The organism is Natronobiforma cellulositropha, assembly GCF_025629245.1.
GTDB classification, from domain to species: Archaea; Halobacteriota; Halobacteria; order Halobacteriales; family Natrialbaceae; genus Natronobiforma; species Natronobiforma cellulositropha.
Window position 1 is genome coordinate 152629 of record NZ_JANZXN010000060.1, and the last position, 21074, is coordinate 173702.

General features: G+C 65.1%; 20 protein-coding genes and 1 pseudogene. 9 read left to right on the forward strand and 12 right to left on the reverse strand.

The genetic code is table 11. From position 1 onward, the window contains the following. The first annotated feature begins 114 nt into the window (after positions 1–114). The 3 genes from N0B15_RS18095 to N0B15_RS18105 are packed head-to-tail and all read left to right on the forward strand — an operon-like array spanning position 115 to position 3394. Positions 115–1032 (forward strand): SagB/ThcOx family dehydrogenase, encoded by a 918-nt coding sequence (locus N0B15_RS18095; protein WP_263021111.1) that lies wholly within the window; start codon positions 115–117, stop codon positions 1030–1032. Then, on the forward strand, positions 1029–2105 hold the full coding sequence (locus N0B15_RS18100) for a TOMM precursor leader peptide-binding protein (RefSeq protein ID WP_263021112.1): 1077 nt from the start codon (positions 1029–1031) through the stop codon (positions 2103–2105). The genes N0B15_RS18095 and N0B15_RS18100 overlap by 4 nt, the downstream gene beginning before the upstream one ends. Next, entirely contained in the window at positions 2102–3394 is a 1293-nt protein-coding gene (locus N0B15_RS18105; protein ID WP_263021113.1) for a YcaO-like family protein, read from the forward strand. The genes N0B15_RS18100 and N0B15_RS18105 overlap by 4 nt, the downstream gene beginning before the upstream one ends. A gap of 16 nt (positions 3395–3410) precedes the next feature. Here N0B15_RS18105 and N0B15_RS18110 read toward each other — a convergent pair whose 3' ends face one another. Next, positions 3411–4016 (reverse strand): CPBP family intramembrane glutamic endopeptidase, encoded by a 606-nt coding sequence (locus tag N0B15_RS18110; RefSeq protein WP_263021114.1) that lies wholly within the window; start codon positions 4014–4016, stop codon positions 3411–3413. 90 nt (positions 4017–4106) lie between these two features. Between N0B15_RS18110 and N0B15_RS18115 the strand changes: the two genes are divergently transcribed. Then, positions 4107–5447, forward strand: coding sequence for an acyl-CoA thioester hydrolase/BAAT C-terminal domain-containing protein (locus N0B15_RS18115; RefSeq protein WP_263021115.1), 1341 nt, complete (start codon positions 4107–4109; stop codon positions 5445–5447). A 3-nt stretch (positions 5448–5450) separates the two neighbouring features. Here N0B15_RS18115 and N0B15_RS18120 read toward each other — a convergent pair whose 3' ends face one another. Then, complete coding sequence (locus tag N0B15_RS18120; RefSeq protein ID WP_263021116.1) at positions 5451–6038, reverse strand: small multi-drug export protein; 588 nt, start codon at positions 6036–6038, stop codon at positions 5451–5453. A gap of 191 nt (positions 6039–6229) precedes the next feature. Here N0B15_RS18120 and N0B15_RS18125 point away from each other — a divergent pair, with 191 nt between their 5' ends. Next, positions 6230–6736: a TspO/MBR family protein gene (locus N0B15_RS18125; protein WP_263021117.1), complete on the forward strand. Its 507-nt coding sequence runs from the start codon at positions 6230–6232 to the stop codon at positions 6734–6736. On the opposite strand, the gene N0B15_RS18130 is transcribed toward N0B15_RS18125, so the two are convergent. The 4 genes from N0B15_RS18130 to N0B15_RS18145 form a co-directional block, all read right to left on the reverse strand. Then, complete coding sequence (locus N0B15_RS18130) at positions 6733–7317, reverse strand: diacylglycerol/polyprenol kinase family protein (protein ID WP_263021118.1); 585 nt, start codon at positions 7315–7317, stop codon at positions 6733–6735. The genes N0B15_RS18125 and N0B15_RS18130 overlap by 4 nt on opposite strands. 97 nt (positions 7318–7414) lie before the next feature. After that, complete coding sequence (locus N0B15_RS18135) at positions 7415–8257, reverse strand: PKD domain-containing protein (RefSeq protein WP_263021119.1); 843 nt, start codon at positions 8255–8257, stop codon at positions 7415–7417. A 436-nt stretch (positions 8258–8693) separates the two neighbouring features. Then, the gene (gene glyS, locus N0B15_RS18140; protein WP_263021120.1) at positions 8694–10442 is read right to left on the reverse strand and encodes a glycine--tRNA ligase; all 1749 of its coding nucleotides are present in this window, start codon (positions 10440–10442) and stop codon (positions 8694–8696) included. Next, positions 10435–11286, reverse strand: a complete 852-nt coding sequence (locus tag N0B15_RS18145; RefSeq protein WP_263021121.1) for a CBS domain-containing protein — start codon at positions 11284–11286, stop codon at positions 10435–10437. Before N0B15_RS18145 ends, glyS begins: the two co-directional genes overlap by 8 nt. A 170-nt stretch (positions 11287–11456) precedes the next feature. Here N0B15_RS18145 and N0B15_RS18150 point away from each other — a divergent pair, with 170 nt between their 5' ends. The 3 genes and pseudogenes from N0B15_RS18150 to N0B15_RS18160 form a co-directional block, all read left to right on the forward strand. After that, positions 11457–11645: a DUF7556 family protein gene (locus tag N0B15_RS18150; RefSeq protein WP_263021139.1), complete on the forward strand. Its 189-nt coding sequence runs from the start codon at positions 11457–11459 to the stop codon at positions 11643–11645. Positions 11646–11943: 298 nt separating this feature from the next. Next, positions 11944–13203 (forward strand): RNA-guided endonuclease InsQ/TnpB family protein, encoded by a 1260-nt coding sequence (locus N0B15_RS18155; protein WP_263021122.1) that lies wholly within the window; start codon positions 11944–11946, stop codon positions 13201–13203. Between the two features lie 9 nt (positions 13204–13212). After that, positions 13213–13578: pseudogene (locus tag N0B15_RS18160) on the forward strand (DUF7974 family protein); the annotation flags it as partial. Between the two features lie 4 nt (positions 13579–13582). Here the strand turns inward: N0B15_RS18160 and N0B15_RS18165 are convergent. The 6 genes from N0B15_RS18165 to N0B15_RS18190 form a co-directional block, all read right to left on the reverse strand. After that, the gene (locus N0B15_RS18165; RefSeq protein WP_263021123.1) at positions 13583–13762 is read right to left on the reverse strand and encodes a hypothetical protein; all 180 of its coding nucleotides are present in this window, start codon (positions 13760–13762) and stop codon (positions 13583–13585) included. Positions 13763–13856: 94 nt separating this feature from the next. Then, positions 13857–15203 (reverse strand): ABC transporter ATP-binding protein, encoded by a 1347-nt coding sequence (locus N0B15_RS18170; protein WP_263021124.1) that lies wholly within the window; start codon positions 15201–15203, stop codon positions 13857–13859. Then, a complete protein-coding gene (locus N0B15_RS18175; RefSeq protein WP_263021125.1) occupies positions 15196–16323 on the reverse strand; it encodes an ABC transporter ATP-binding protein in 1128 nt (375 codons plus the stop codon). The genes N0B15_RS18170 and N0B15_RS18175 overlap by 8 nt, the downstream gene beginning before the upstream one ends. Before the next feature lies 1 nt (position 16324). Beyond that, complete coding sequence (locus N0B15_RS18180) at positions 16325–17317, reverse strand: ABC transporter permease (protein ID WP_263021126.1); 993 nt, start codon at positions 17315–17317, stop codon at positions 16325–16327. Position 17318: 1 nt separating this feature from the next. Continuing rightward, positions 17319–18317, reverse strand: a complete 999-nt coding sequence (locus tag N0B15_RS18185) for an ABC transporter permease (protein WP_263021127.1) — start codon at positions 18315–18317, stop codon at positions 17319–17321. Positions 18318–18630: 313 nt separating this feature from the next. Continuing rightward, the gene (locus N0B15_RS18190; protein ID WP_263021128.1) at positions 18631–20331 is read right to left on the reverse strand and encodes an ABC transporter substrate-binding protein; all 1701 of its coding nucleotides are present in this window, start codon (positions 20329–20331) and stop codon (positions 18631–18633) included. 323 nt (positions 20332–20654) lie between these two features. Between N0B15_RS18190 and N0B15_RS18195 the strand changes: the two genes are divergently transcribed. Continuing rightward, positions 20655–21074, forward strand: coding sequence for a PPC domain-containing DNA-binding protein (locus tag N0B15_RS18195; RefSeq protein ID WP_263021129.1), 420 nt, complete (start codon positions 20655–20657; stop codon positions 21072–21074).

Consider the following 21074-nt stretch of genomic DNA (forward strand, 5'->3'; position numbering starts at 1 on the left):
GACAGTAAAGACGAATCGGTTCCCGTGTCCGGAGGACGGTGTTCCAGTAGCAGCTCTACGTGCTGCTGTTCGCCGTCATAACGGATCAGACACAACCACACATATTTAAGACAGATGAGAGTAGAATTAGATGCGTTGCGAAGCCTGTCGAGTTACCAGTACACTCCACGAGCTTTCGAACCGGGTCTGGATCCGTACTCGGAGTATCGCCAGCAGGAATTCTCGAACGGACACCTGGCCGAACTGTTTCACGAGAACACGAAGTACCGCTCCTACGACGACGAACGGATCGGGTTGGCTGTCCAGGCGTTCATCGAGGATGAGTCGATGGTGTACGCCACTTCGAAGATCGGTCCCGACTATCGCGGGTACGAACGGGTCGAGCTACCGGACCCGGACCGACTCGAGACCTCACTCGACGGGGTTCTCGAGTCACGGCGGAGTGTCAGAACGTACACCGGGGATGGTCTCACGAAAGCAGACCTCGCGACAGTTCTCGGCCGGAGCCTCGGCATTACCGGCGAACAGTCGCTCACCGAGGGAGACGAGAACCCACCGACACAGCGGTTCCGCGCCTATCCGTCAGGTGGCGGTCTCTACCCCATCGAGTACTACGTCGTCGTGCCAACCGTCGGGGAGGCGTTCGACGCTGGAGTGTACTACTACACGCCGACGAAACACGTCTTGCGTGTGTTGTGGCGAGGAGGCGAAGACTTCGAAACGCGTGTCTCGGAACTGTTTCTCACCGACGATTCGCTGGACGTGACCGATGCAGGTGCGATACTGTTCATGACCGGGTCAATCCGCCGGTCCATCGCAAAGTACGGGGCACGGGGATACCGCCTCTTGCTCCAGGAGTCGGGCCACGCCTGCCAGAACGTACTCCTCGCTGCGACAGCGCTCGGTCTCGGAGCGGTTCCGCTCAGTGGCGTCGACGACCCGGCCGTTGAGGAGTTCCTCGATATCGATGGCGTCGACGAGAGCGTCGTCTACACGGTCGTTCTCGGCCACCCGCGTGGTGGAAAGAAATGAGCGGCGACCCGATCACGCAGGTCACCGAGGAACTCACGTATCCAGCGTTCAATCCGGCGTTCGTTCCGGTACAACTCGACCCAAACACCGTTCACATTCGCATCGGTCCCTGGACAGGGCCGGTGTACACGCTCTCCGACGCCGACGGTGACGCACAGCTTGCGAGGCTCGTCGAGCAACTCGACGGCGAGCAACACGTCGAGACGATCCTCGAGTCGTTCGACGAAGACGACCGCGTGAGCATCGCGTCCCTGCTCGTCGACCTCCACGAGAAAGACGTGGTCCTCGACCAGTCGCAAGCAGACCCACGCTACGCACACATGCCGCTCCGCCGACGGTTCGCCAACCGAGAGCGGCGACGACTCGAGGAACTTGATGTTCTCGTCGTCAACAGCGGAACGATGGGAGCGCAAATCGCCACGGACCTCCGGGAGTTCGGCGTCGGGGAAGTGGCCGCGCTCCAGCCAGTCGCGAGCGCGAGTGACTCCCGCATCGAAGCGTGTGCAGACGAGATGTTCGACCCGGAAGCGCTCGAAGCAGCGGTGTCGGGTGCCGACTTCGTCGTCTACGCCGGTGACCGTCCACGGCCACAGCTCACCGACACGATAAACCGCGTCGCTCACGAGACGAAGACCGCCTGGAGTAGCGTCCAGATCCACGGGTTCGACGGCATCGTCGGTCCGACGGTCTTCCCCGGTGAGACGGCGTGCTATCGCTGCTTCGAGAAGCGACAGCTCTCGAACGTGGTGAACAACGTCGGCTACGAGCGCTACGCCGAGTACGTCGACGACGCAGCGGACGCCGTCCAGGCGCGCGTCCCGGGCTTCAGTCGGCTCCTCGCGGGGTATCTCGTGCTCGACCTCGCGAACGTACTCCCGTTCGGCACGGGCTACACGGCCGGGCGCGTCTTCGTCGTCGACGGGATACACCTCTCGGTCGAGTGTAACGATGTCCTCAAATATCCCCGCTGTGAGGTGTGTGGAAAACCACGAGGGGAGTCGGTGAGTCAGTTCATCACCGTCGATGACATCCGTGACGCCGGCAACTGGGTCGGGACCGAGGGACGAAAATGAGATGTATCGAACACGTCCACCCCGTTCCGCCGCAGTTCTATCGGGCCGTCGGCGAGAAGACGGGCGTGTTGAACACCCTGTTTTTCAAAACTGTCGACCGCGGAGACCCGGTCGCCTATCAGACGGCCACATCACGGTGTGACCTCGAGTATCTCCTCGAGTTCGACGGTGAGCTCGACTTCGGCGTGAGCGGAAAAGGTGCAAATCTGGGTGCGTCACTGACGAGCTGTATCGGCGAGGCGCTAGAGCGGTTCTCCCTCTGCTGGCCCGACACGGACACCATGCGGCGTACGAGTTACGACGAACTGGTGAGAACCGATCGGGCCGCCGAGTTCGAGTATCTCGACGAGTTCAGCGACGAGTTCCGGGAGCGGTTTCTCGCGCCGTTTTCGCGTGAGACGGAGCTACTGTGGGAGCCGGGCGTCGATCTCTTGACCGGCGAGAACGTCTACGTGCCAGCTGAGTACGTCTGGAACCGAGTCGGGCCACTCACATCGGAGCCGACGCACCTGCTTGGCTCTTCGAACGGCGTCGCCGCCGCACCGACGCTCCAGGAGGCGGTTCTCTGGGCACTGCTCGAGCACGTCGAACGCGACGGCATCATGCGAACCTGGTGGACCCAGACGGTGCCGAACCAGGTCGACGTAGACGCGTTACCGTGGTTACGCGAGGCGATCGACGAGCGGCTGCCGCGGGCGGATCTCTCGGTGCGGCTGTTCGAGTGCGAATCGATCGTCGACGTTCCCGTCTACGGGAGTGCTCTGGTGAGCGAGCGAGACACCTATCCCACGTTCGTGATGGCGGGAGCAGCGGCGCTCGACCCAGACGAAGCGCTCCGAGAGGCCGCACTCGAGGCGATGCAAGGGTGGCCGTACCTCCACGACATCGCGGTGCAGTACGACGCAGCCGAGATCCAGATCGACGAGGTCGTCGACGACTTCACCCAGAACATCGTCTACTATGCGCACCCGGACAACTTCGACGACGTCTCGTTCCTGCTCGATGGGCCGCTCACGACACCGACCGAGCCGAACGAACGAGCAGTCCAACCTGACGAGGAGTGGACCGCGGGGCAACAACTCGAGTATCTCCTCGGACTGCTCGAGGACGCAGGATGTACGCCGATCGCGTTCGACGTCACGGCGCCGGACGTTCGCCAGTGTGGGACGCACGTCGCCCGGGTGTTCGTTCCCGAACTCGTTCGGCTGATACCGCCCGCTGCGGTTCCCGCTCGCCACCCCGCCTTCGAGGGGGTCGAAATTACGGAGAAGCCACATCCCTATCCGTAGCGCACGGCTCGAGCGATCAGGTGGACCAGTCGGAGACGTACAGAATCCAGGCGAGGTTGTACCCGAAGTGGACGAGCGCTGGAACGAGTACCGATCCCGTCTGGAGGTACGAGAAACAGAGGAGAACACCGAAGACAGTCTTGAACACGATTTCGTGTCGGCCGAGGTAACTGTGGTACAGTCCGAACGCGAGCGACGAGACCACGACGTAGCCGGCCGTCCCGATACTCGAAACGAGCGGTGCGAGACCCTCACGGAACAGCAGTTCCTCGGCGAATGGAGCGAGAAGGCCCGGGAAGAGCAATTCAAACGACTGGTCACCACGGCGAATCGGCCGCTTCGTGTAGTAGCGCCAGACCAGCGTCGTCGCACCGTATATGGCTGCTCCGGCCGGAACCGCGAGGAGGTACACCAGTTCGAACCCCACCTGGACCTGTTCGGTCGTGAGTACGTAGGTCCCGCCGAGTCCGAGGATAAACGGGGCGTAAATCCAGTCGAAGTGCGTCTCGAGCAGCGACGGGTCGAGGCGTGAGCGCCACGAGCAGACGGTGTAGACGACGGCCAGGTACGCCGGCAGCAGCAGCGGCAGCGACACACCGACGATGAGCCAGAACGTTCGCATCCGCAATACCCATCGGCGTGTGACGGCTTCAACATTCCTATCTGATCATTGGAGTGAAAGATTTATCCGAAGACGTGGTTGTGAGACGCAGTGTCCCCGGAGTCACCAACGCTGGCTGTCGTCCCGAACCGACCCTCGTTCGACGAGTCAGTGCAGATCACCGGAAGCGGGTTCGATCCAGCGATACCGGTGACGATCCGTGCGTGTATGTACCTCGCCGGCGATCGGTGGGAATCCTGGGCGACGTTCGAGCCATCTCGAGCCGGCCGGGTCGACGTCTCCAGGCAGAGACCACTGGCGGGAACGTACGACCGGGCCGACGGCGCCGGGCTATTGTGGTCGATGCGACGGACGGGGCAACGTCACCCACGGCCGGACCGAGCGAACGGACAGAACGGACGAGGATACGAGCGCGAGACGACCGTCGAGGTGAGCGCGACGCAGGGCGGTGAACCACGAGCGAGCGCCCGGTTCACCCGCGTATTCGGAACGCGCGCTGACGTCCGAATTCGTGCGGTACGCGACCCCATCGTCGCCGACGTGTACGAGCCGACGGAACCGGGACCGCATCCCACCGTCATCGTACTCGGTGGCTCCGAAGGTGGGCTACCCGACTGGAAGCGACCCCTGCTGCTCGCGCACCACGGCTACGCTGTCGTCGCACTGGCATACTTCGGGACCGACGGACTCCCGGAGACGCTCGAGCGAATCCCGCTCTCGTACTTTCGAGACGCTGTCGCGTGGATCGGTGCCGAACCGGGCCTCGAGAACGATCCCCTGGCCGCCGTCGGCGGTTCGAAAGGCGGTGAACTGGCGTTGCTACTCGGCGCTCACCTCCCAGAAATCACCACCGTCGTCGGCTACGCACCCAGCGGGTACGTCCACCAGGGTCTCGGTGAGTGGTCTGAGAGTGGGTCGTCGTGGACCGAAGACGGGGCGGAGCTACCGTACATTCCCTACGAGACGGGGAGTCGGTGGCTCGCTCGGCTCGGCTGGTGTTGGCTTCGGAAGCGCCCGGTCGCACTCTGTCCAGCATACTGCCGGGGGCTCGAGGGTATCGACGACGAGCGCCGTAGGGCAGCGACGATACCCGTCGAACGAACCGGTGGCCCAGTTCTCGTCGTCTCGGGCGGTGACGATGCCGTCTGGCCCGCCGGAACGTACACCGCCGACATCGAAGCCCGGCTCGAGCGACACGCGTACGACCACCCGTACGAGCGGGTCCACCTCGAAGCGGCAGGACACCGGTTTCCCGTCCCCTACGCACCGACGAGCGAGACAACCGGAGGAGAACTCATTCCCCGCGTTCCGATCGCGACCGGCGGAACGCCACGGGCGTGTCACGATGCCGCACAGGTCGCCTGGGAACGCACGCTCGCCGTTCTCGAGCGAGGACTGCGCGGTCAGAGGTCCCCGGAGCGCACCACCTAGTGATCAGATGAAACCGAGCAGAGAGAGACCCGTTACGGAGGCGACGACCAGAAAGAGCGTCCAGGCCCCGATGCCGACGGTCATCCAGACGGCGACCGATCGTGCTCGAGCGCCGAGCATCATTGCAACGACGGCGGCGATGTGGGTGCCGGTCAGGACCGGCGCAGACAGGGCGAGACCAGGCAGACCGAAGCGCTCCCAGAGCCGACGGGCACGTCGGAACCGCCCCGACTCCTCGTCATCGTCCCCGCCTCGTCGACGCTGCCACCACACGGTGACCCGCTGTTGAAACGCGATGAGACCGTACGCCGAAGCGGCGTTACCGAGGAAGGCGAACACACCGACGAGAACCGGATCCAGCCCGAGTCCGATCGCTGGTGGGACGACGACGAGCACCTCGAGCAACGGAATCGACGCGAGGACGAAGACGACGACGTACTGCCAGCTCCCACTCTCCCCACCGAGCGCATCGACGACGCCGTTTCCCTGTCCGAAGAGGACTAGCAGCGCGAACATCGGTGCAACCGACCAGAGCGTGGCAGTGTTGACGACGCTCGAGTGAGAGCCACCGCCAGTACGTCCCAGTGTCATTGCCAACAGTATTATCCTGAGGTAACCTATACGTTATCATTCATCGACAAGATACTGCGTCAGCCGCCCCGGGGCTCGACCCCGAGGCACTCCGCCTCGAGCCGCCTGTTGACAGCAGACATCCGGTCGTTCGGGGTGATTGGCGACGGGCAGCCCCCAGCGGTTTGTCCCCTCGAGTCGTAGACCTCGCCATGGCATCCACCGTCGACCGGTCCACGAGTCGCTTGCCGGACCGCCGTGGACTCGCTCGAGCCGTCGGCTTCGTCCTCCTGGTCAACGTCGTCGGAGCCGTCCCAGGCGTGCTCTCCTCGCCCGACACGCCCTGGTTTCGCAGCCTCGAGAAGCCCTGGTTCTACCCGCCCGAGATCGCCTTTCCGGTCGTCTGGACGCTCCTGTTCACGCTCATGGGGGTCGCGCTCTGGCTGGTCTGGGAGACCGACGCGCCGGGGCGAAGGCTCGCACTCGCGGTGTTCGTCGCGCAGATGGTCTTCAACGTGGCCTGGACGCCCGCGTTCTTCTCGCTCGAGGCACCCATGCTCGCCCTCGGCGTGATCGCGGTCCTCTGGGTGCTCGTCGTGGCGACCATCGTCGCCTTCGGCCGCGTCGACCGCCGGGCCGCCGCGCTGTTGGTGCCGTACCTCCTCTGGGTGAGTTTCGCGACGGTGCTCACGTTCGAACTCTGGCGGCTGAACGCCTAGAGGAACGCGAGGGCGAGCCAGGCTGCGACGGCGGCGTAGATCGGAATCGTCAGATTGTCGTCGACGATGAACTCGCCGAGGCGAAGCTTCACGCCGTCGGCGACGGTCGCTCCGAGCGCCGCCGCGAGGACGGCGAGCGGGTAGGCGCCCAGAAACGGCGCGGCGAGCAGCGCGGAGACGACGAACATCGTGAGGAGCACCCTGGGACTCTTGACCCGCCTGAGCGAGTTGTCGGAGACCGCGCCGCTGATCGGATCACCGAGAGCGAGCATCAACATTGCCGGCAGCGCGATTTCGGGTGGGAAGACGAGCACGACGACCGTCATACTCAGCATGTAGTAGCCGTAGCCGGCGAACTGTTCCTGCTCGTACTCGCGGGTGAGTTTCTCGTAGAGCCACCACTCGAGACCGACGCGAAGCCGCAGGAACTCGAGGACGAGGACGCCGACGGCGAGTGCGACGAGCAGCAGCTGAAACCGCGCCCAGGTGAGCGGCCACTCGAGGTACTGCGCGAGGAGGTAGAGCGCGACCAAGCCCGACCCGCTCGCGTGGACGAGCCGTCGTTTGAGTTCGTCGGCCATCGACTCTCACCTCGGAGGGGGCGGCCTTCAGTTCGTCGGTTGTACCGTCAGCGTTGCCTACAGCACTCGTTCTGGGCCGATACTCGGCCCGAACTCGTCACGCGTCGATCGGCTCACCGCTTCGCCAGTGGTCGATGATGATTCGCTGTCGTTCCGTCGTCAGTTCGTCCGCTCGCCAGTCGTCGAGTGCTCGCCGGAGTCCGTCCGTATCGACTGTACCGTCGTCGTTGGTGTACGGCTGCCACCACTGTGCATCGGCGACCGGGTCACCGGTCTCGTACGAGTCGATGATCATCAGCACCTGGTCGAGGGAGATTTCACCGGCGTGGTAGTCCTGTATCGCCGCATCACTGTGGTCACTATCTGGGACGACGTGGTCGTCATCGGTGTAGGGGTCCCACCAGCTCGTGTCCAGGTCTTCGACCTCGATAGTGACCGTCGCCGTCTCCCGGCTCCACCCGACGACGGGTGTTCGAAGGCCTCCCTCCATCGGATCGAGCGTTCCTTCGACGCGAAGGGAGACCTCCTTCGTCCCCGGTTCGTCGAACGTGACAGTGTGGATCGGCGACTCGCCTTCGTGTTCGACGTCGCCGCTGAACTCGTAGGCGCTGAGGCGACTGTTCTGGGCCCCGCCTATCGGTTCGGAGTCGGACGCGTCGAGAGTGACCGCTTCGCCGACTTCGACGGTCGACGGAGCCTCGAGTGCTGGAACTGGCCACTCGTACGAGACGTCCTCTCCGACCACGGCGAGGTGAGCGTTTTCCCACCCGATTGCCTGGTTACCGTCGAGTTCGTAGACGAGCGCGAACACCGTGTAGTGACCGGGTTCAGTCGGCGAGATGGAGAGCCTGCGACCCCACTCGTGTTGATACTCATCGTGTCGAGTAGAACAGAGCGAGAAGTCGCCAGGGTCGCGGATGAATTCGGGGCAGAGCTCCATTTCAGTTCTGAACTGCCCATCGTTCAGAACTCTGGCATACGTCTCTTCGCCGGGTTCGAGCAGTGACGGACCACCGATTTCGAGCGTTTCGATCGGGCCCGACTCGTCCGCTGCGCTCGAGCCCGACGCCGCTGAAAGCCCGGCTACGGTGGCGATGCTCGTTCCTGCTGCACGGAGGAGTGTCCGTCGACGGACGTGTTCTAAATCGTCTGACATCGACAGTACAGTCTGTGCGTTGACACATATGTGTTTATATTACTGAATGTATCATAGTAGTGTATTTCGAAGAGAGCGGACAGTCAGGTCCCCGTACTCGAGTGAGATATAGTAGCCACTGCAAGTCAGTGCACACCTGATCGCCAGGCGGGCCAGCGATCAGTGTGTGAATCGTTGCAGTTGTTACGATAACAGCAACTCGGCTGCCGGTGTGGGTGGGTTAGCCCTCGAGTTCGTCGAACGAGAGCGACCCCGAGCGCAGCGCAGTGAACGTCTCCGCGAGGTCGGAAATCGGGAGGCGCTTCTGGGCCGTCGAGTCGCGCTCGCGGACCGTCACGGCCTCGTCCTCGAGACTCTCGTAGTCGACGGTGACGCAGAACGGCGTGCCGACTTCGTCCTGGCGGCGGTAGCGACGCCCGATGTTGCCAGCGCTGTCGTAGGTGACCGAGAGACCGCGCTCGCGTAAGGTGGCGGCGATGGTGTTCGCCTCGGTCTCGAGGTCGTCGTCGCGCTGGAGCGGGAAGACGCCGACGAAGGTGGGCGCGACCGTCGGCTCGAGCGCGAGGTAGGTTCGCTCCTCGCCGTCGACTTCGTCCTCGCTGTAGGCGTGGTGGAGGACGGTGTAGAGGGTGCGGTCGACGCCGAAGGAGGGTTCGACGACGTGGGGGGTGACGTGCTCACCCGCCTCGGTCTGTTCCTCGAGTGCGAAGCCGGTCTGCTCGACGGGAATCTCGTGGTCGTCGTCGCCGACGGCGACGGTGACGGTCTCGGCGTCGAACGCCTCGGGGTCGGTCTCGGCGAGTTCCTCGAGTGCTGCGACGACCGCTCCGGCGTCGCCGCCGAAGGTCGGGCCCAGGTAGCTCATCTCGGGGTCGACGACGGCGCGCTCGACGGTGCGAGGCTCGTCGTACTGCTGGAAGACGGTGAAGCGCTCGTCGGCGTGCTCGCCGTGTTTCGAGAGGTCGTAGTCGCCGCGGTGGGCGAAGCCGGCGATCTCGATCCAGTTGCCATCGATCTCGCTCTCGGCGTCCCAGCAGTCGGCGGCGTAGTGGGCGCGCTCGCCCGCGAGGTGCTGGCGGTACCGGAAGCGGTCCATGTCGACGCCGACGCGCTCGTACCAGGTGCGCGAGACGCCGAGGAAGTAGGCGATCCAGGGGTCCGTGATGACCTCGTCGGCGACGGCTTCGCCGACGGTCGTCTCGAGGTGGCTACCGTCCGCACCCTGCTCGCTCGCCGGGTAGAGCGTGAGCGGGACGTCGGCGACCGCCGAGAGGTCGGGGTCGTCGTCGGCGGGGTCGACGAACAGCTCGAGTTCGGCCTGGGTGAACTCGCGGGTGCGAATAATCGAGCGGCGGGGGCTGATCTCGTTGCGGTAGGCGCGGCCGATCTGGGTGACGCCGAAGGGGAGGGTGTTCCGGGCGTACTCTTTGAGGCGGGGGAACTCGACGAAGATGCCCTGGGCGGTCTCCGGGCGGAGGTAGCCGGGCTGTGAGTCGCCGGGACCGATCGAGGTCGCGAACATGAGGTTGAACTCCTCGATAGCGACCCCGGCGAGACCGGCACCGCACTCGGGGCAGGCGAGTTCGTACTCGGCGACGACCGCTTCGACCTCGGGGATCGGGAGGCTCTCTGCGTCCTCGTAGTCGGTGTTGTCCTCGACGAGGTGGTCGGCGCGCGTGCTGGTTCCACACTCGGGACACTCGATCAGCATGTCGTCGAAGCCAGCCAGGTGGCCGGAGGCCTCGAAGACGGGTTCGGGCATGATCGTCGGCGCGTCGATCTCCATGTTGCCCTCGCCGAGGGCGAAGCGCTCGCGCCAGGCGTCCTCGAGGTTGCCCTTCAGCGCGGCACCCTGCGGGCCGAAGGTGTAGAAGCCGCCGACGCCGCCGTAGGCGCCCGAGGACTGGAAGAAGTAGCCCCGGCGTTTGGCGAGTTCGGTGAGCTTCTCGCTCGTGGTCTCGTCACTCATACAGCGCCTCCAGGAGGTCGATGTCGCAGACGATGCCGACGAGCTGGTCGCCGCTGACCATCGGGATCTGTTCGATATCGTGTCTGATCAGCAGCTGTGCGGCCTCCGTGACCGACTTCTGCGTCGAGACGGTGACGACGTCCTCGGTCATGAACTCGCGGACGGGACCGGAGGGGAGTTCGACGTTTCGCGTCGGCAGGTAGCGGCTGCCGACGCCTTTGATACCCTCCCAGGACCACTGTGAGTCCTGGTCGGCGAAGTTGTCGCCGGTCTCCTCTTCGCCCTCGACGATCCGGGCGACGTCGATGATGTCGACCTCGGTGAGCACGCCGCTCATCTTCCCCTCGTCGTCGAGCGCGACCGTGTACGGGACGTTCGCGTAGGAGAGTTCCCGCTCGGCGACGGCCAGCGGCGCACCCTCGTAGGTCGTGTTCACGTCGGTGCTCGCGACCGACTCGACGAGTGCGTCGGTCTCCTGCTCGCCGGTCGCGACCGCGTGGATCACGTCGGTGACGGTGACGATGCCCTCGAACTCGCCGTCGACGACCGGGACCCGGCGGGCACCCTCCTCGACCATCAGCCGGGCGACCTCCTCGAGCGTCGTCTCGGCGGTCGTCGTCGGCACCTCCGCCATCAGCATCACGAGCTGGTCTTCGTCCGGCTGTTCGATCAGGACGTCACGGGAGACGAGTCCGCGGTACTCGACGCCGTCGTCGGTCGGTGAGACCACCGGAACCGAGGAGAACGACCGTTCCTGGAGGTACTCGAGCACGTCGCTTCGGGTACCGGGGAGTTCGACGGTCACCACCTCTTCGCGGGGCGTCATCGCGTCGGCAACGTTCATATCCCTCCCGTACGGCTAAAATGTGTATAAACCCAGTGTTTCCTGGGTTCGCCACCGACGCCGAGCGCACGCACCGCTCGAGTGTCACCGGGTCTCACCAGGTGTGTCCGGGTCGGCGGCCGCGCCATCGATTCGACGAGTTTATACGTCGGTATGGTATATCACCGCATATGCCATCAGACACCAATTGTCACACTGGTGCTCCTGCCCCCACGGTCCCGGCGGCCGACGACACCATCGTCGCCTCGATCGACGCCGCAGGCGTCGGCGAGGAGTACGTCATCGCCGACATCTCCGCCGACGGCGCGTGGCTCTCGATGAACGCCGCCGAGGCGCCGGCGCTGCCGGCCTGGCGCTAGTTCTCCCGCCTCGAGCGATGGACGCGAGCGGCCGACACCGCGAGACGGAGACGGCGGACACTGCGCCGGAGCGTCCGCACAGCGTGTCGAGCGCCCTCGGCTCGCTCCTCCCTCAGTCGGTCGTCAGCCGTGCGGTGAGCGTCTCGATTCACCGGTGGTACAGCGCGGATGCCCCTTCCTCAACGGAGCGAGCGGAGTAGGGAGGGGAGGAAGCGCGTCAACACACGATAAAAATCACGCTCTCAGGCAACCCGACTCCCAAACGCATATAATACACCGGCCTGTATGTGAAATTGTGATGGGGGTCAAACGAACCGTCCCCGTTAAGCTCGACGTACCCGACGAGCGACGGGATGACCTCCATACTACCATCGAACAGTTCAACGACGCTACCAACTACACGGTGCAGAACGCCCGCAATGACGACGGCTACCTTATCCTCAACAAGTCGAAAATACACGACCGGGTGTACTACGACCTACGGGACCGAACCGACCTTCCCGCGAACCTCTGCGTTCGCGCTTACTCGAAAGCTGTCGAAGGTCTCAAATCGACGGTCGCCGAGTGGAAGAAGGGCAACAGTCGTCCACTCCCTCAATTTTCGGAGTCGTCCGCTGTCTACGACAAACGGACGCTGACCATCAAGGACCGCACGGCGACCCTCTCGACGGTCAACGGGCGGGTTGCCGTCGAGTACGTCCTCGGTGACTACCAGCGGTCGTATCTCGATGACGACGACTACGAGAAGCGGATGGGAACGCTCCACTACCGCGAGGATGAATGTGCGTTCTACCTTCACATCGTCCTCTTGAAAGAGGTCGAACAGCGAGAGGGCGACCGCGTAATGGGCGTCGATTTGAACGTGAAGAACGTCGCCGTAACCAGTACGGGGCGGTTCTTTGATGGTGGCGAACTACTGTGGGGTCAGAACCACTACTTCCGAGTCCGCCGGAGCCTCCAAGCCAAAGGCACTCGGTCCCCAAAGCAGGCACTTGCGCGACTGTCGGGCCGAGAAAACCGCTTCGTCTTGGATCGCCTGCATACCATTTCTCGGCAACTCGTTGAAGAAGCTCGGTCCCACGACTGTTCGTATATCGCCGTCGAGCGACTAACCCACATCCGCGAGAACATGGATAACGGGAACGACCGCATCAAGCGTCAGATGCACAATTGGGCGTTCCGCGAGCTACAGGAAATGCTTGAATGGAAGGCAGCCGAGTACGGTATCTCGGTCGAACCCATCCCACCCGCGTTTACGAGTCAGACGTGTTCGCGGTGCGGCCACCAATCGTCTACAAACCGTGGTTCGGATGGGTGGTTTTCGTGCAACGAGTGTGGTCAAGAGTACGACGGTGACTACAACGCGGCGAAGAACATCGGGTTGAAATTGCTAACTGTACCCGAGGGCAAACGTCCCTCGGGGTTGAGCCACGGTCAACTGGCTCTAAAGTCCGGGACTTTGAACCTGAGTGACGACAGCTCGTCCGCCGAGTTTCGGCCAGAAGGGGAGTCCCACGGGCAAGCCCCGTCCTCAAACGCGAGCGTTAGCGAGCGTTAGGGCGGGGTAGTTGACACCGACCGCGAGTGCTACGAGCGGGGCGAACCCGTCGAGATCACCGTCGAGTTTCGCAACCGCCTGCCGGTCGCCGTCGCGCTCACGACACCCAGACGGCGGCGCTGGGGCTGGCGTGTCGACGGTGAACTCGAGGCCACCGACCGCCGCCGGTATACGCGCGCCGACCCGGCCGCCTTCCGCTTCGCCGGTGGCGAGCGCAAACGGCTGTGCGTGACCTGGAACGGGCGACTCGAGCGGACGCGAGACCGCCACGAGTGGGTGCTTCCGGAGCCGGGTGAGCACGAACTGGCGGCGTTCGTCGCGACCCACGAGGACCGGTACCAGCCGCGGGATACGACGACGATCACGCTCCGGTGAGCCGTTACCTGGTGGGCGTCGCGTTCACCGCGAGCGCGAGTGCGGTGACGCTCACGAAGGAGATGGCGATGCCGACCAGCGCCGTCGGCGTGAGTCCACCCTGAAAGATCCCGATGACGAGCACGGCCAGGCCGACGAACATCCCCAACAGCGGCAGGCCGAACGCGACGGTGGTCTCGTCCATAGCCGTGGTACGCCTCCCAGCGACGTAATCCCTTCACGCGTTCTCGCGCGGTGTGAACGGACGCAGTCTCGGACACACTGCCTGTCTCCTGTCTTCACCGGTGTCTGTGACAGGCCGCGAGGTGCTCGCCGTCGCCGTAGACGGGGTCGACCTCGTAGTGGGGGCGTTCGCGCGCACAGATGCTCTCCTCGGCGAACGACTCGAGCAGTAGCTCGCTCGCCTCGTGCCAGCGCGCCGTGCGGGCGTCCTCCTCGAGTCCCTCGAGTTCCGCCGCGGAGACGAGCGAGAGCGCCGTCTCGACGAGTTCTCCGGCTTCGCCGTCCGGCACGCCTTCCGGGAAGAAGCGCTCGCGTACCTCGGCTGCGGGCGCTGGCTCGAACGTCCGACGTTTCACCGCCCGCACGAACCCGCGCGTCGCCTCCCACTCGGCGTCGCCGAAGCCGTAGCCCTCGGGGGCGATCAACACCGGACAGCGCGTGCGAAACCGACAGCCCGAGGGCGGGTCGACCGGACTCGGCACCTCGCCCTCGAGCACCCCGCGGGTCCCCGACTCGCGCGGGTCGGGAACGGGAATCGACTCGAGCAGCGCCTGCGTGTAGGGGTGTTGGGGGTTCTCGAACAGCTCCTCTTTCTCGGCGAGTTCGACGACGGTGCCGAGGTACATCACGGCCACCCGGTCGGCGATGTGGCGGATCACCGAGAGGTCGTGGGCGATGAAGAGGTAGGTGAGACCGAACTCCGCCTGGAGGCGTGCCATCGTGTTGAGCACCTGCGCCTGGACGGAGACGTCGAGCGCAGAGACGGGTTCGTCACAGACGACGAAGTCGGGGTCGACCGAGAGCGCCCGCGCGAGGTTGACCCGCTGGCGCTGGCCGCCGGAGAACTCGTGGGGGTAGCGGTGGTAGTGGTGGGCCTCGAGTCCGACGTCCTCGAGCAACGACTTCGCGCGCGCCTCGCGGCCCTCGCCGTCGAGCATACCGTGGGCGACCATCGGCTCTTCGACGATCGTGCCGACGGTCATCCGCGGGTTGAGCGAGGCGTGGGGGTCCTGGAAGATCATCCCCATCTCGGCACGCTTGCGCCGGAGCGCCTCACCGCCGAGGCTCGCGAGGTCCTCGCCGTCGAAGCGGATCGTCCCCGCCGTCGGCTCGAGCAGCCGGAGGACCGTCCGCCCGAGCGTGCTCTTGCCACAGCCGGATTCGCCGACCAGCCCGAGCGTCTCCCCGCGAGCGATGGAGAAGGAGACGTCGTCGACGGCCCTGACGCGCTCGTGCTCGCGGCGCACCGGCGGGAACGACCCCGGATCGACGCGCAGCCCCGAGAGTAGCCCCGACCCCGTCGTGAAGTGCTTCTTCAGCCCCTCGACCTCGAGTAGGGTTTCGCTGTCACGCTCGGCGGTGGACGAGTCGCTGCCGGTCGGCGTCTCGCCGAAGCTACTCACCGCCCTCACCTCCGGGCGGACGCTCGACCTCGCGGTCTGAGAGCGCCGTCGCGTGCTCGAGCGGCGCGCTCGCCTCGTAGCCCGACTCGAAGACGTCGTGTCTGAGACAGGCCGCGCGGTGGGTCTCGCCGTCGGCGCTCGTCGCTACCCGCCGGGGGTCGGGGTGGACGCGCTTGCAGGCCTCCCGGGCGTAGCGACACCGGGGGTGGAACCGACAGCCCGAGGGCGGGGCGATCGCACTCGGCATGACGCCACGGATCGACTGGATCTCCTCGACGGTCAGGTCCGGCCGGGGCATCGACTCGAGCAGCGCCTCGGTGTAGGGGTGAGCGGTCTCGTAGAAGAGGTCGTCGACGGGGGCCTGCTCGACGATCTCGCCGAGGTACATCACGTTGACGCGGTCACAGATCTCGGCGACGACGCCGAGGTCGTGGGTGACCCAGATGAAGCTGGTGCCGTACTTCTCCTGGAGGTCGTCGACGAGGTCGAGGATCTGGCCTTCGACGGTGACGTCGAGTGCGGTCGTCGGCTCGTCGGCGATGATGAGACTCGGCTCGCAGGCGAGCGCCATGGCGATGAGGACGCGCTGGCGCATCCCGCCGGAAAACTGGTGGGGATACTCCTCGTAGCGCCCTTCGGGGTCGGGGATGCCGACCTCGCGGAGCATGCGGATCGCCTCCTCTCTGGCGACACGCTTCGAGAGACCGCGGTTGAGTTCGATGAACTCGCGTAGCTGTCCGCCGACGGTGAACACCGGGTTGAGCGACTCCATCGGGTCCTGGAAGATGACGGCAATCTCGTTGCCCCGGATCTCCCGGCGCATCTCCTCTTCGGAGAGCATCTCCGGGCGTTCGCTGAGCGAGCCGTCGGCGGTCTCCTCGAGTCCGAAGATGGTTCGGCCCTTGTAGGTGATCTCCCCGGCGACGATCTCGCCGGGACTCTCGACTAAGCGCAGGAGGCTCATCGAGGCGACGCTCTTTCCCGCGCCGCTCTCGCCGACGAGACCGACGATCTCGCCTTCGTGCACCTCGAAGGAGATGCTGTCGACGGCGCGGACGGTGCCCGCTTCGGTGAAAAACTGGGTCGTGAGGTTCTCGACGCGGAGGAGTGGGTCTGTCATGTCAATCGTCGATTCGTGGATCGAGGGCGTCCTGGAGACCGTCACCGAAGAGGTTGAAGCCCATGATGGTGAGCAGGATGGCGACGCCGGGCCAGATGCTCAGCCAGACGTTCGAGTGCATGTAGCCGTGGGAGACGCTGAGCATCTGTCCCCAGTCCGGCGTCGGTGGCTGTGCGCCGTAGCCCAGAAACGAGAGCCCGGCGACGATCAGGATCGTCACGCCGATCTGGAGCGTCGCGTAGACGAGCACCGGCGCGAAGCTGTTCGGAATCACGTGGCGGCGGATGATGTCTCGGTTCTTCACCCCCGAGGCGCGGGCGGCCTCGATGTAGTCCATCTCGCGGACGCTCAACACTTCGCTCCTGATGATGCGGGCGAACACCGGGATGAACGCGATGCCGACGCCGAACACCGCGTAGATGATGTCCGGACTGCCGCCGCTGACGAACACCGTGAAGACGATGATGAGGATCAGCGGCGGGATGGCGTAGACCGTCTCGACGGCGCGCATCAGCGCGTCGTCGACCTTCCCGCCGTAGAAGCCGGAGACCGCGCCGATGATCGTGCCGCCGACGAAGCCGATCAGCGTCGAGACGACGCCGACCGAGACCGACACCTGCGCGCCGTAGACGATTCTCGTGAAGTAGTCTCGCCCCGCCGGGTCGGTGCCGAGCGGGTTCGCCATCGATCCCTCGGCGTGGAACGCCGGCGGGACGTTGCTCTCGCCCTCACCCGGCGGTGGAATCCGTTCCGGGTGGTCGAAGATCGGCAGCCACTCGGCGAACGTGAAGTCCTCGAACGCGCCGAAGGTGAGCCGAGCGAGGTTGCTGTCGACCATCGTGTACGCCGAGACGAGGAAGACGAACGCGACGATGTAAAACCCCCACCGCGCGGTGGTATCGCCCATCACCGTCGACACCGTGTGTCGCCAGCCGTAGTCGACCTCGGTTCTGGATCCGGTGTCGGTCTCGAGCTGGGATTCGCCGACGGCCATCTCACTCCTCCTCCCCGTAGGTCACACGGGGGTCGATGTAGGCGTAGGAGATGTCCGTGATGATGACGCCGACGACGAACATGGTGCCGATGACGATGGTGATGCCCATGATGAGCTGGTAGTCGAGCTGCTGGATCGCCTCCAGGAACAGCCGTCCCATCCCGTTGATGTTGAAGACGTACTCGATGAGGACCGCCCCGCCGAGCGCCGTCGAGAGGTTGAGACCGACGATGGTGATGATCGGCAACTGGGCCGCCCGGAAGGCGTGTTTCCGGAGAATCGTCCGCTCTGGCACGCCGTAGGCGCGCGCGAGTTTGACGTACTCACCCTGCAGGGAGTTGATCATCTGGGTGCGCTCGACGCGCATCAGCGTCGCCATCTGGAGCGTCCCGAGCGCGATCATCGGCAACAGCAGGTGTCTGACCGTCTCGAGTGCGTGCTCGCCGTAGCCGCTGTGGCCGTAGGTCTCCGGCGGCCACCAGGGGTAGACGAGTCCGCTCGAGGGCAGCCACCCCAGCGTCACCGCGAAGAGGAGGATGAGCATGATGCCGATCCAGAACGACGGGGTGCTGACGCCGACGAGGGCGACGATCCTCGAGACGTGATCTTCGGGCTGGTTGCGCCGTTTGGCGGCGAGGATGCCGAGGGGAATCGCGGTCGCGAGCGCGAAGGCGTAGGCCGAGACGACGAGCAACAGCGTCGGGCCGATGCGCGCGAGCATCAGGTCGAGGACGGGCCGGTTGCGGTGGATGCTGTGGCCGAAGTCGCCCTGGAGGACGCCGCCCATGTAGACGAGGTAGCGCTCGTGGAGCGGCCGGTCCAGGCCGTACCGGCGTTCGACGGTCCGGATGAGTTCTTCGTCGACCTCCTGGCCGTGGAGCATGAACCGGACGGGATCACCGGGTGCCAGGTTCGCGAGGACGAACGTGATGAGGGTGACGCCGATCAGGACGGGAATCGCCTGGAGCAGCCGGTACAGCGTGTAGCGGAGCAGTCTCATGGCAGTCTCGAGTGTGGTATCTGTGGATGGCGGCTGGCTCGATCCCCGGCGTGCGGATGGGGATGGCGGCTGACTCGAGCCGCGGCGTGCGGGTGCGGGCGGCTGGCTCGAGCCGCAGCGCGTGTGTGCGGGCGGCTGACTCGAGACCCGGCGTGTGCGCGCAGACAAGAGCCGGTTCCCGTTGCACCGCCGGGTGGGCGAGCGCGCGACCGCCTCGCTCGTCGGCCATCAGGCCGTCTGTTGTGAGTTCGTACCGGTCCGGCTACCCAGCGCCCTGGAACCGGAGACGGATACGGCGTCACAACACACATTCTCAGTCCTCGACCCAGACGTTGCCGTCTTCGGAGACGAGGTGTGGGTTGTACTGCATCTGGGGGTGGACGTGGACGTCCATGACGTGGTCCTGGGTCGCCATCGAGTTGTGCTCGGTGTAGGCGGGCATCGCCGGAAGCTCCTCGATGATCTCGGTGATCACCTCGGTGTAGAGTTCCTCGCGTTCGTCCTGGTCGGCCGACTCGCGGGCGGCGAGGATGTTGTCGTGGAAGTCCTCGCTGCCCTCGTAGAAGTGGCCCTGGTTGATGCTCTCCTGGCTCTCGTGGAAGTTCGAGTAGAGGTACTGGTCGGGGTCCGGGCCGCCGGTCCAGCCGACGACGTACAGCTCGTAGTCGTCGGGATCGCCGTCGCTGTAGATGGTGTTGTCGAGCATCGTCCCGAAGTCCATCGTCTGCACCTGCATGTCGTAGCCGATCTCGCCCATCCGGGTCGCGACGCGCTCTGCGAGCGCCGCCCGCTCGTCGTCGGGCGCGATGAACGTCGGGTTCCAGTCGTCCGGGGCGTGTTCGTCGAGCAGTTCCTGGGCGGTCTCCGGGTCGTAGCCCGGATAGGTCTCCTCCCACTCCTCGATGGGGAAGTCCCACAGTTCGTTGGTGATCCGTGAGGTCGGCGTCACGATCGGAATCGCCGCGTTGTTCAGGAAGGTCTCGACGTAGTCGAGCATCGAGAACGAGTGGGCGATCCCTCGGCGGACGTTCGGATCTGCCGTCCCCGCCCCCTCGTTACAGTTGAAGTAGATGTAGGCGACCGACGGACTCTCGGCGACGTGCAGCCGGATGTCGTCTTCGCCCTCGAGTTCGTCCCAGTCGTCGTTCGGCACGTCGCCGATGGCGTCCGTGCCACCGGCCAGCAGGTCGCTGACGCGGCTGGCGTCGTCGACGTTATCCTCGAAGCGAACCTCCTCGACGTAGGGCAGTGGCTCGTCCCAGTAGTCGTCGAAGCGCTCGAGTTCGACGAACTCGCCGTGGGCGAAGTCGACCCACTGGAACGGTCCCGACCCGATCGGGTTCTCGTTGAACGCCTCGCGGTCCTCGGTGCGGGTCTCCTCGGGGACGATGCTCACCCCCTGGGTCGACAGCTCCCACGGACCGTAGGGATGGGCGAGGTCGACCTGGAGCTGGTAGTCGTCGATTACCTCCGTCTCCTCGACCATGTCGTAGATGCCGATGTTCGGCGTCTCCTCTTCGACCGGCGCGGTGAACGAGTGAGCGACGTCGCTGGCGGTGAGTTCGTCGCCGTTGTGGAACTCGATGCCCTCGTGAATCTCGTAGAGGAACCGCGTCCCGTCGCGTTCGACCTCCGGGTAGTCGACGGCGACTTTCGGCTGTAACTCGAGGTCGTAGTCGTACTCGTAGAGACCGTCGTAGATCAGCGTCGCCACCTGCATGCTGTAGGCGTCGTTCGAGACGACCGGGTCGAAGTCCTCGGCGCGCTCGAGTTCCTGCGTGTAGAGCAGCGAACTCGCCATCGCGGCCTCCTCGTCGTCCGGTTCCTCGCGGTCGTAGTCGTACTCTTCGGGATCGAGAATGTCGTCGCCCTCCTCGGCGTCGCCGACGTCGTCGGTGTCGGCCGGGCCGGCACCGTCTTCCTCGCCGATACACCCCGCGACGAGTCCCGCCGACACCGCGACACCGCTGGCGAGCACCCGCCTGCGCGTCACACCCGAGAATCTGCGTGCCATCGTACCGGAGTCGATTCGGCCAGACGCACTTTGTTATCCGCCGCAATACCGACCCCAATGGCTCGAAACCGACCGACGGGGTGCGAGTAACGAGAACATTACTCGCACAGGTCTGTGAGTCGTCCCACAGATCCGGGCGAGAACGCGCGAACCTGGCGTGTTCGTCGGTCGGCCAGTCTCGGGCCGTGTCGTTCCGTCTCGGTCTCGTGCGAGGACGAGTGTGGAGGGAGACGCAGCGGCGAAACTCGAGCGAGTGAGCGAGCGCGGCGTGACGGTCGCCGAGACCGGAGCGCTTTTTCGGTCGTACCGCAATGAGTGTCCGTATGAACTACAGGGAGGTCGAGTCGGTAGGCACGTACGTCGCCCGCCTCGAGACCGGGGCGGACTGGCGCACAGAGATCGAGGCGCTCGCCGACGCCGTCGACGCCGACGCCGGCTGGTTCAGCGCCCTCGGAGCCGTCAGCGACGCCGAACTCTGGTTCTACGACCAGAACGACCTCGAGTACTACCCGATCGAGGTCGACGAACCGCTCGAGGTCGCGAGCTGCGTCGGCAACGTCGCCCTGCTCGACGGCGAGCGCTTCGCCCACACCCACGCCGTCCTCTCGCGGCCCGACGGCGAGGCGCTCGCGGGCCACCTGAACCGGGCGACCGTCTTCGCCGGCGAAGTCCACTTCCAGGCGTTCGCCCGGCCGCTCGAGCGTGCCCACGACGAGACCACCGACCTGGATCTCTGGCTCTGA

Coding starts and splice junctions, on each gene's coding strand:
- N0B15_RS18185 (WP_263021127.1), bottom strand. CDS start 18,317: ATGAGACTGCTCCGCTACACGCTGTACCGGCTGCTCCAGGCGATTCCC.
- N0B15_RS18110 (WP_263021114.1), bottom strand. CDS start 4,016: ATGCGAACGTTCTGGCTCATCGTCGGTGTGTCGCTGCCGCTGCTGCTG.
- N0B15_RS18135 (WP_263021119.1), bottom strand. CDS start 8,257: ATGGAGCTCTGCCCCGAATTCATCCGCGACCCTGGCGACTTCTCGCTC.
- N0B15_RS18125 (WP_263021117.1), top strand. CDS start 6,230: ATGGCATCCACCGTCGACCGGTCCACGAGTCGCTTGCCGGACCGCCGT.
- N0B15_RS18175 (WP_263021125.1), bottom strand. CDS start 16,323: ATGACAGACCCACTCCTCCGCGTCGAGAACCTCACGACCCAGTTTTTC.
- N0B15_RS18120 (WP_263021116.1), bottom strand. CDS start 6,038: ATGACACTGGGACGTACTGGCGGTGGCTCTCACTCGAGCGTCGTCAAC.
- N0B15_RS18150 (WP_263021139.1), top strand. CDS start 11,457: ATGCCATCAGACACCAATTGTCACACTGGTGCTCCTGCCCCCACGGTC.
- N0B15_RS18190 (WP_263021128.1), bottom strand. CDS start 20,331: ATGGCACGCAGATTCTCGGGTGTGACGCGCAGGCGGGTGCTCGCCAGC.
- N0B15_RS18195 (WP_263021129.1), top strand. CDS start 20,655: ATGAACTACAGGGAGGTCGAGTCGGTAGGCACGTACGTCGCCCGCCTC.
- N0B15_RS18165 (WP_263021123.1), bottom strand. CDS start 13,762: ATGGACGAGACCACCGTCGCGTTCGGCCTGCCGCTGTTGGGGATGTTC.
- N0B15_RS18180 (WP_263021126.1), bottom strand. CDS start 17,317: ATGGCCGTCGGCGAATCCCAGCTCGAGACCGACACCGGATCCAGAACC.
- glyS (WP_263021120.1), bottom strand. CDS start 10,442: ATGAGTGACGAGACCACGAGCGAGAAGCTCACCGAACTCGCCAAACGC.
- N0B15_RS18155 (WP_263021122.1), top strand. CDS start 11,944: ATGGGGGTCAAACGAACCGTCCCCGTTAAGCTCGACGTACCCGACGAG.
- N0B15_RS18105 (WP_263021113.1), top strand. CDS start 2,102: ATGAGATGTATCGAACACGTCCACCCCGTTCCGCCGCAGTTCTATCGG.
- N0B15_RS18100 (WP_263021112.1), top strand. CDS start 1,029: ATGAGCGGCGACCCGATCACGCAGGTCACCGAGGAACTCACGTATCCA.
- N0B15_RS18130 (WP_263021118.1), bottom strand. CDS start 7,317: ATGGCCGACGAACTCAAACGACGGCTCGTCCACGCGAGCGGGTCGGGC.
- N0B15_RS18145 (WP_263021121.1), bottom strand. CDS start 11,286: ATGAACGTTGCCGACGCGATGACGCCCCGCGAAGAGGTGGTGACCGTC.
- N0B15_RS18095 (WP_263021111.1), top strand. CDS start 115: ATGAGAGTAGAATTAGATGCGTTGCGAAGCCTGTCGAGTTACCAGTAC.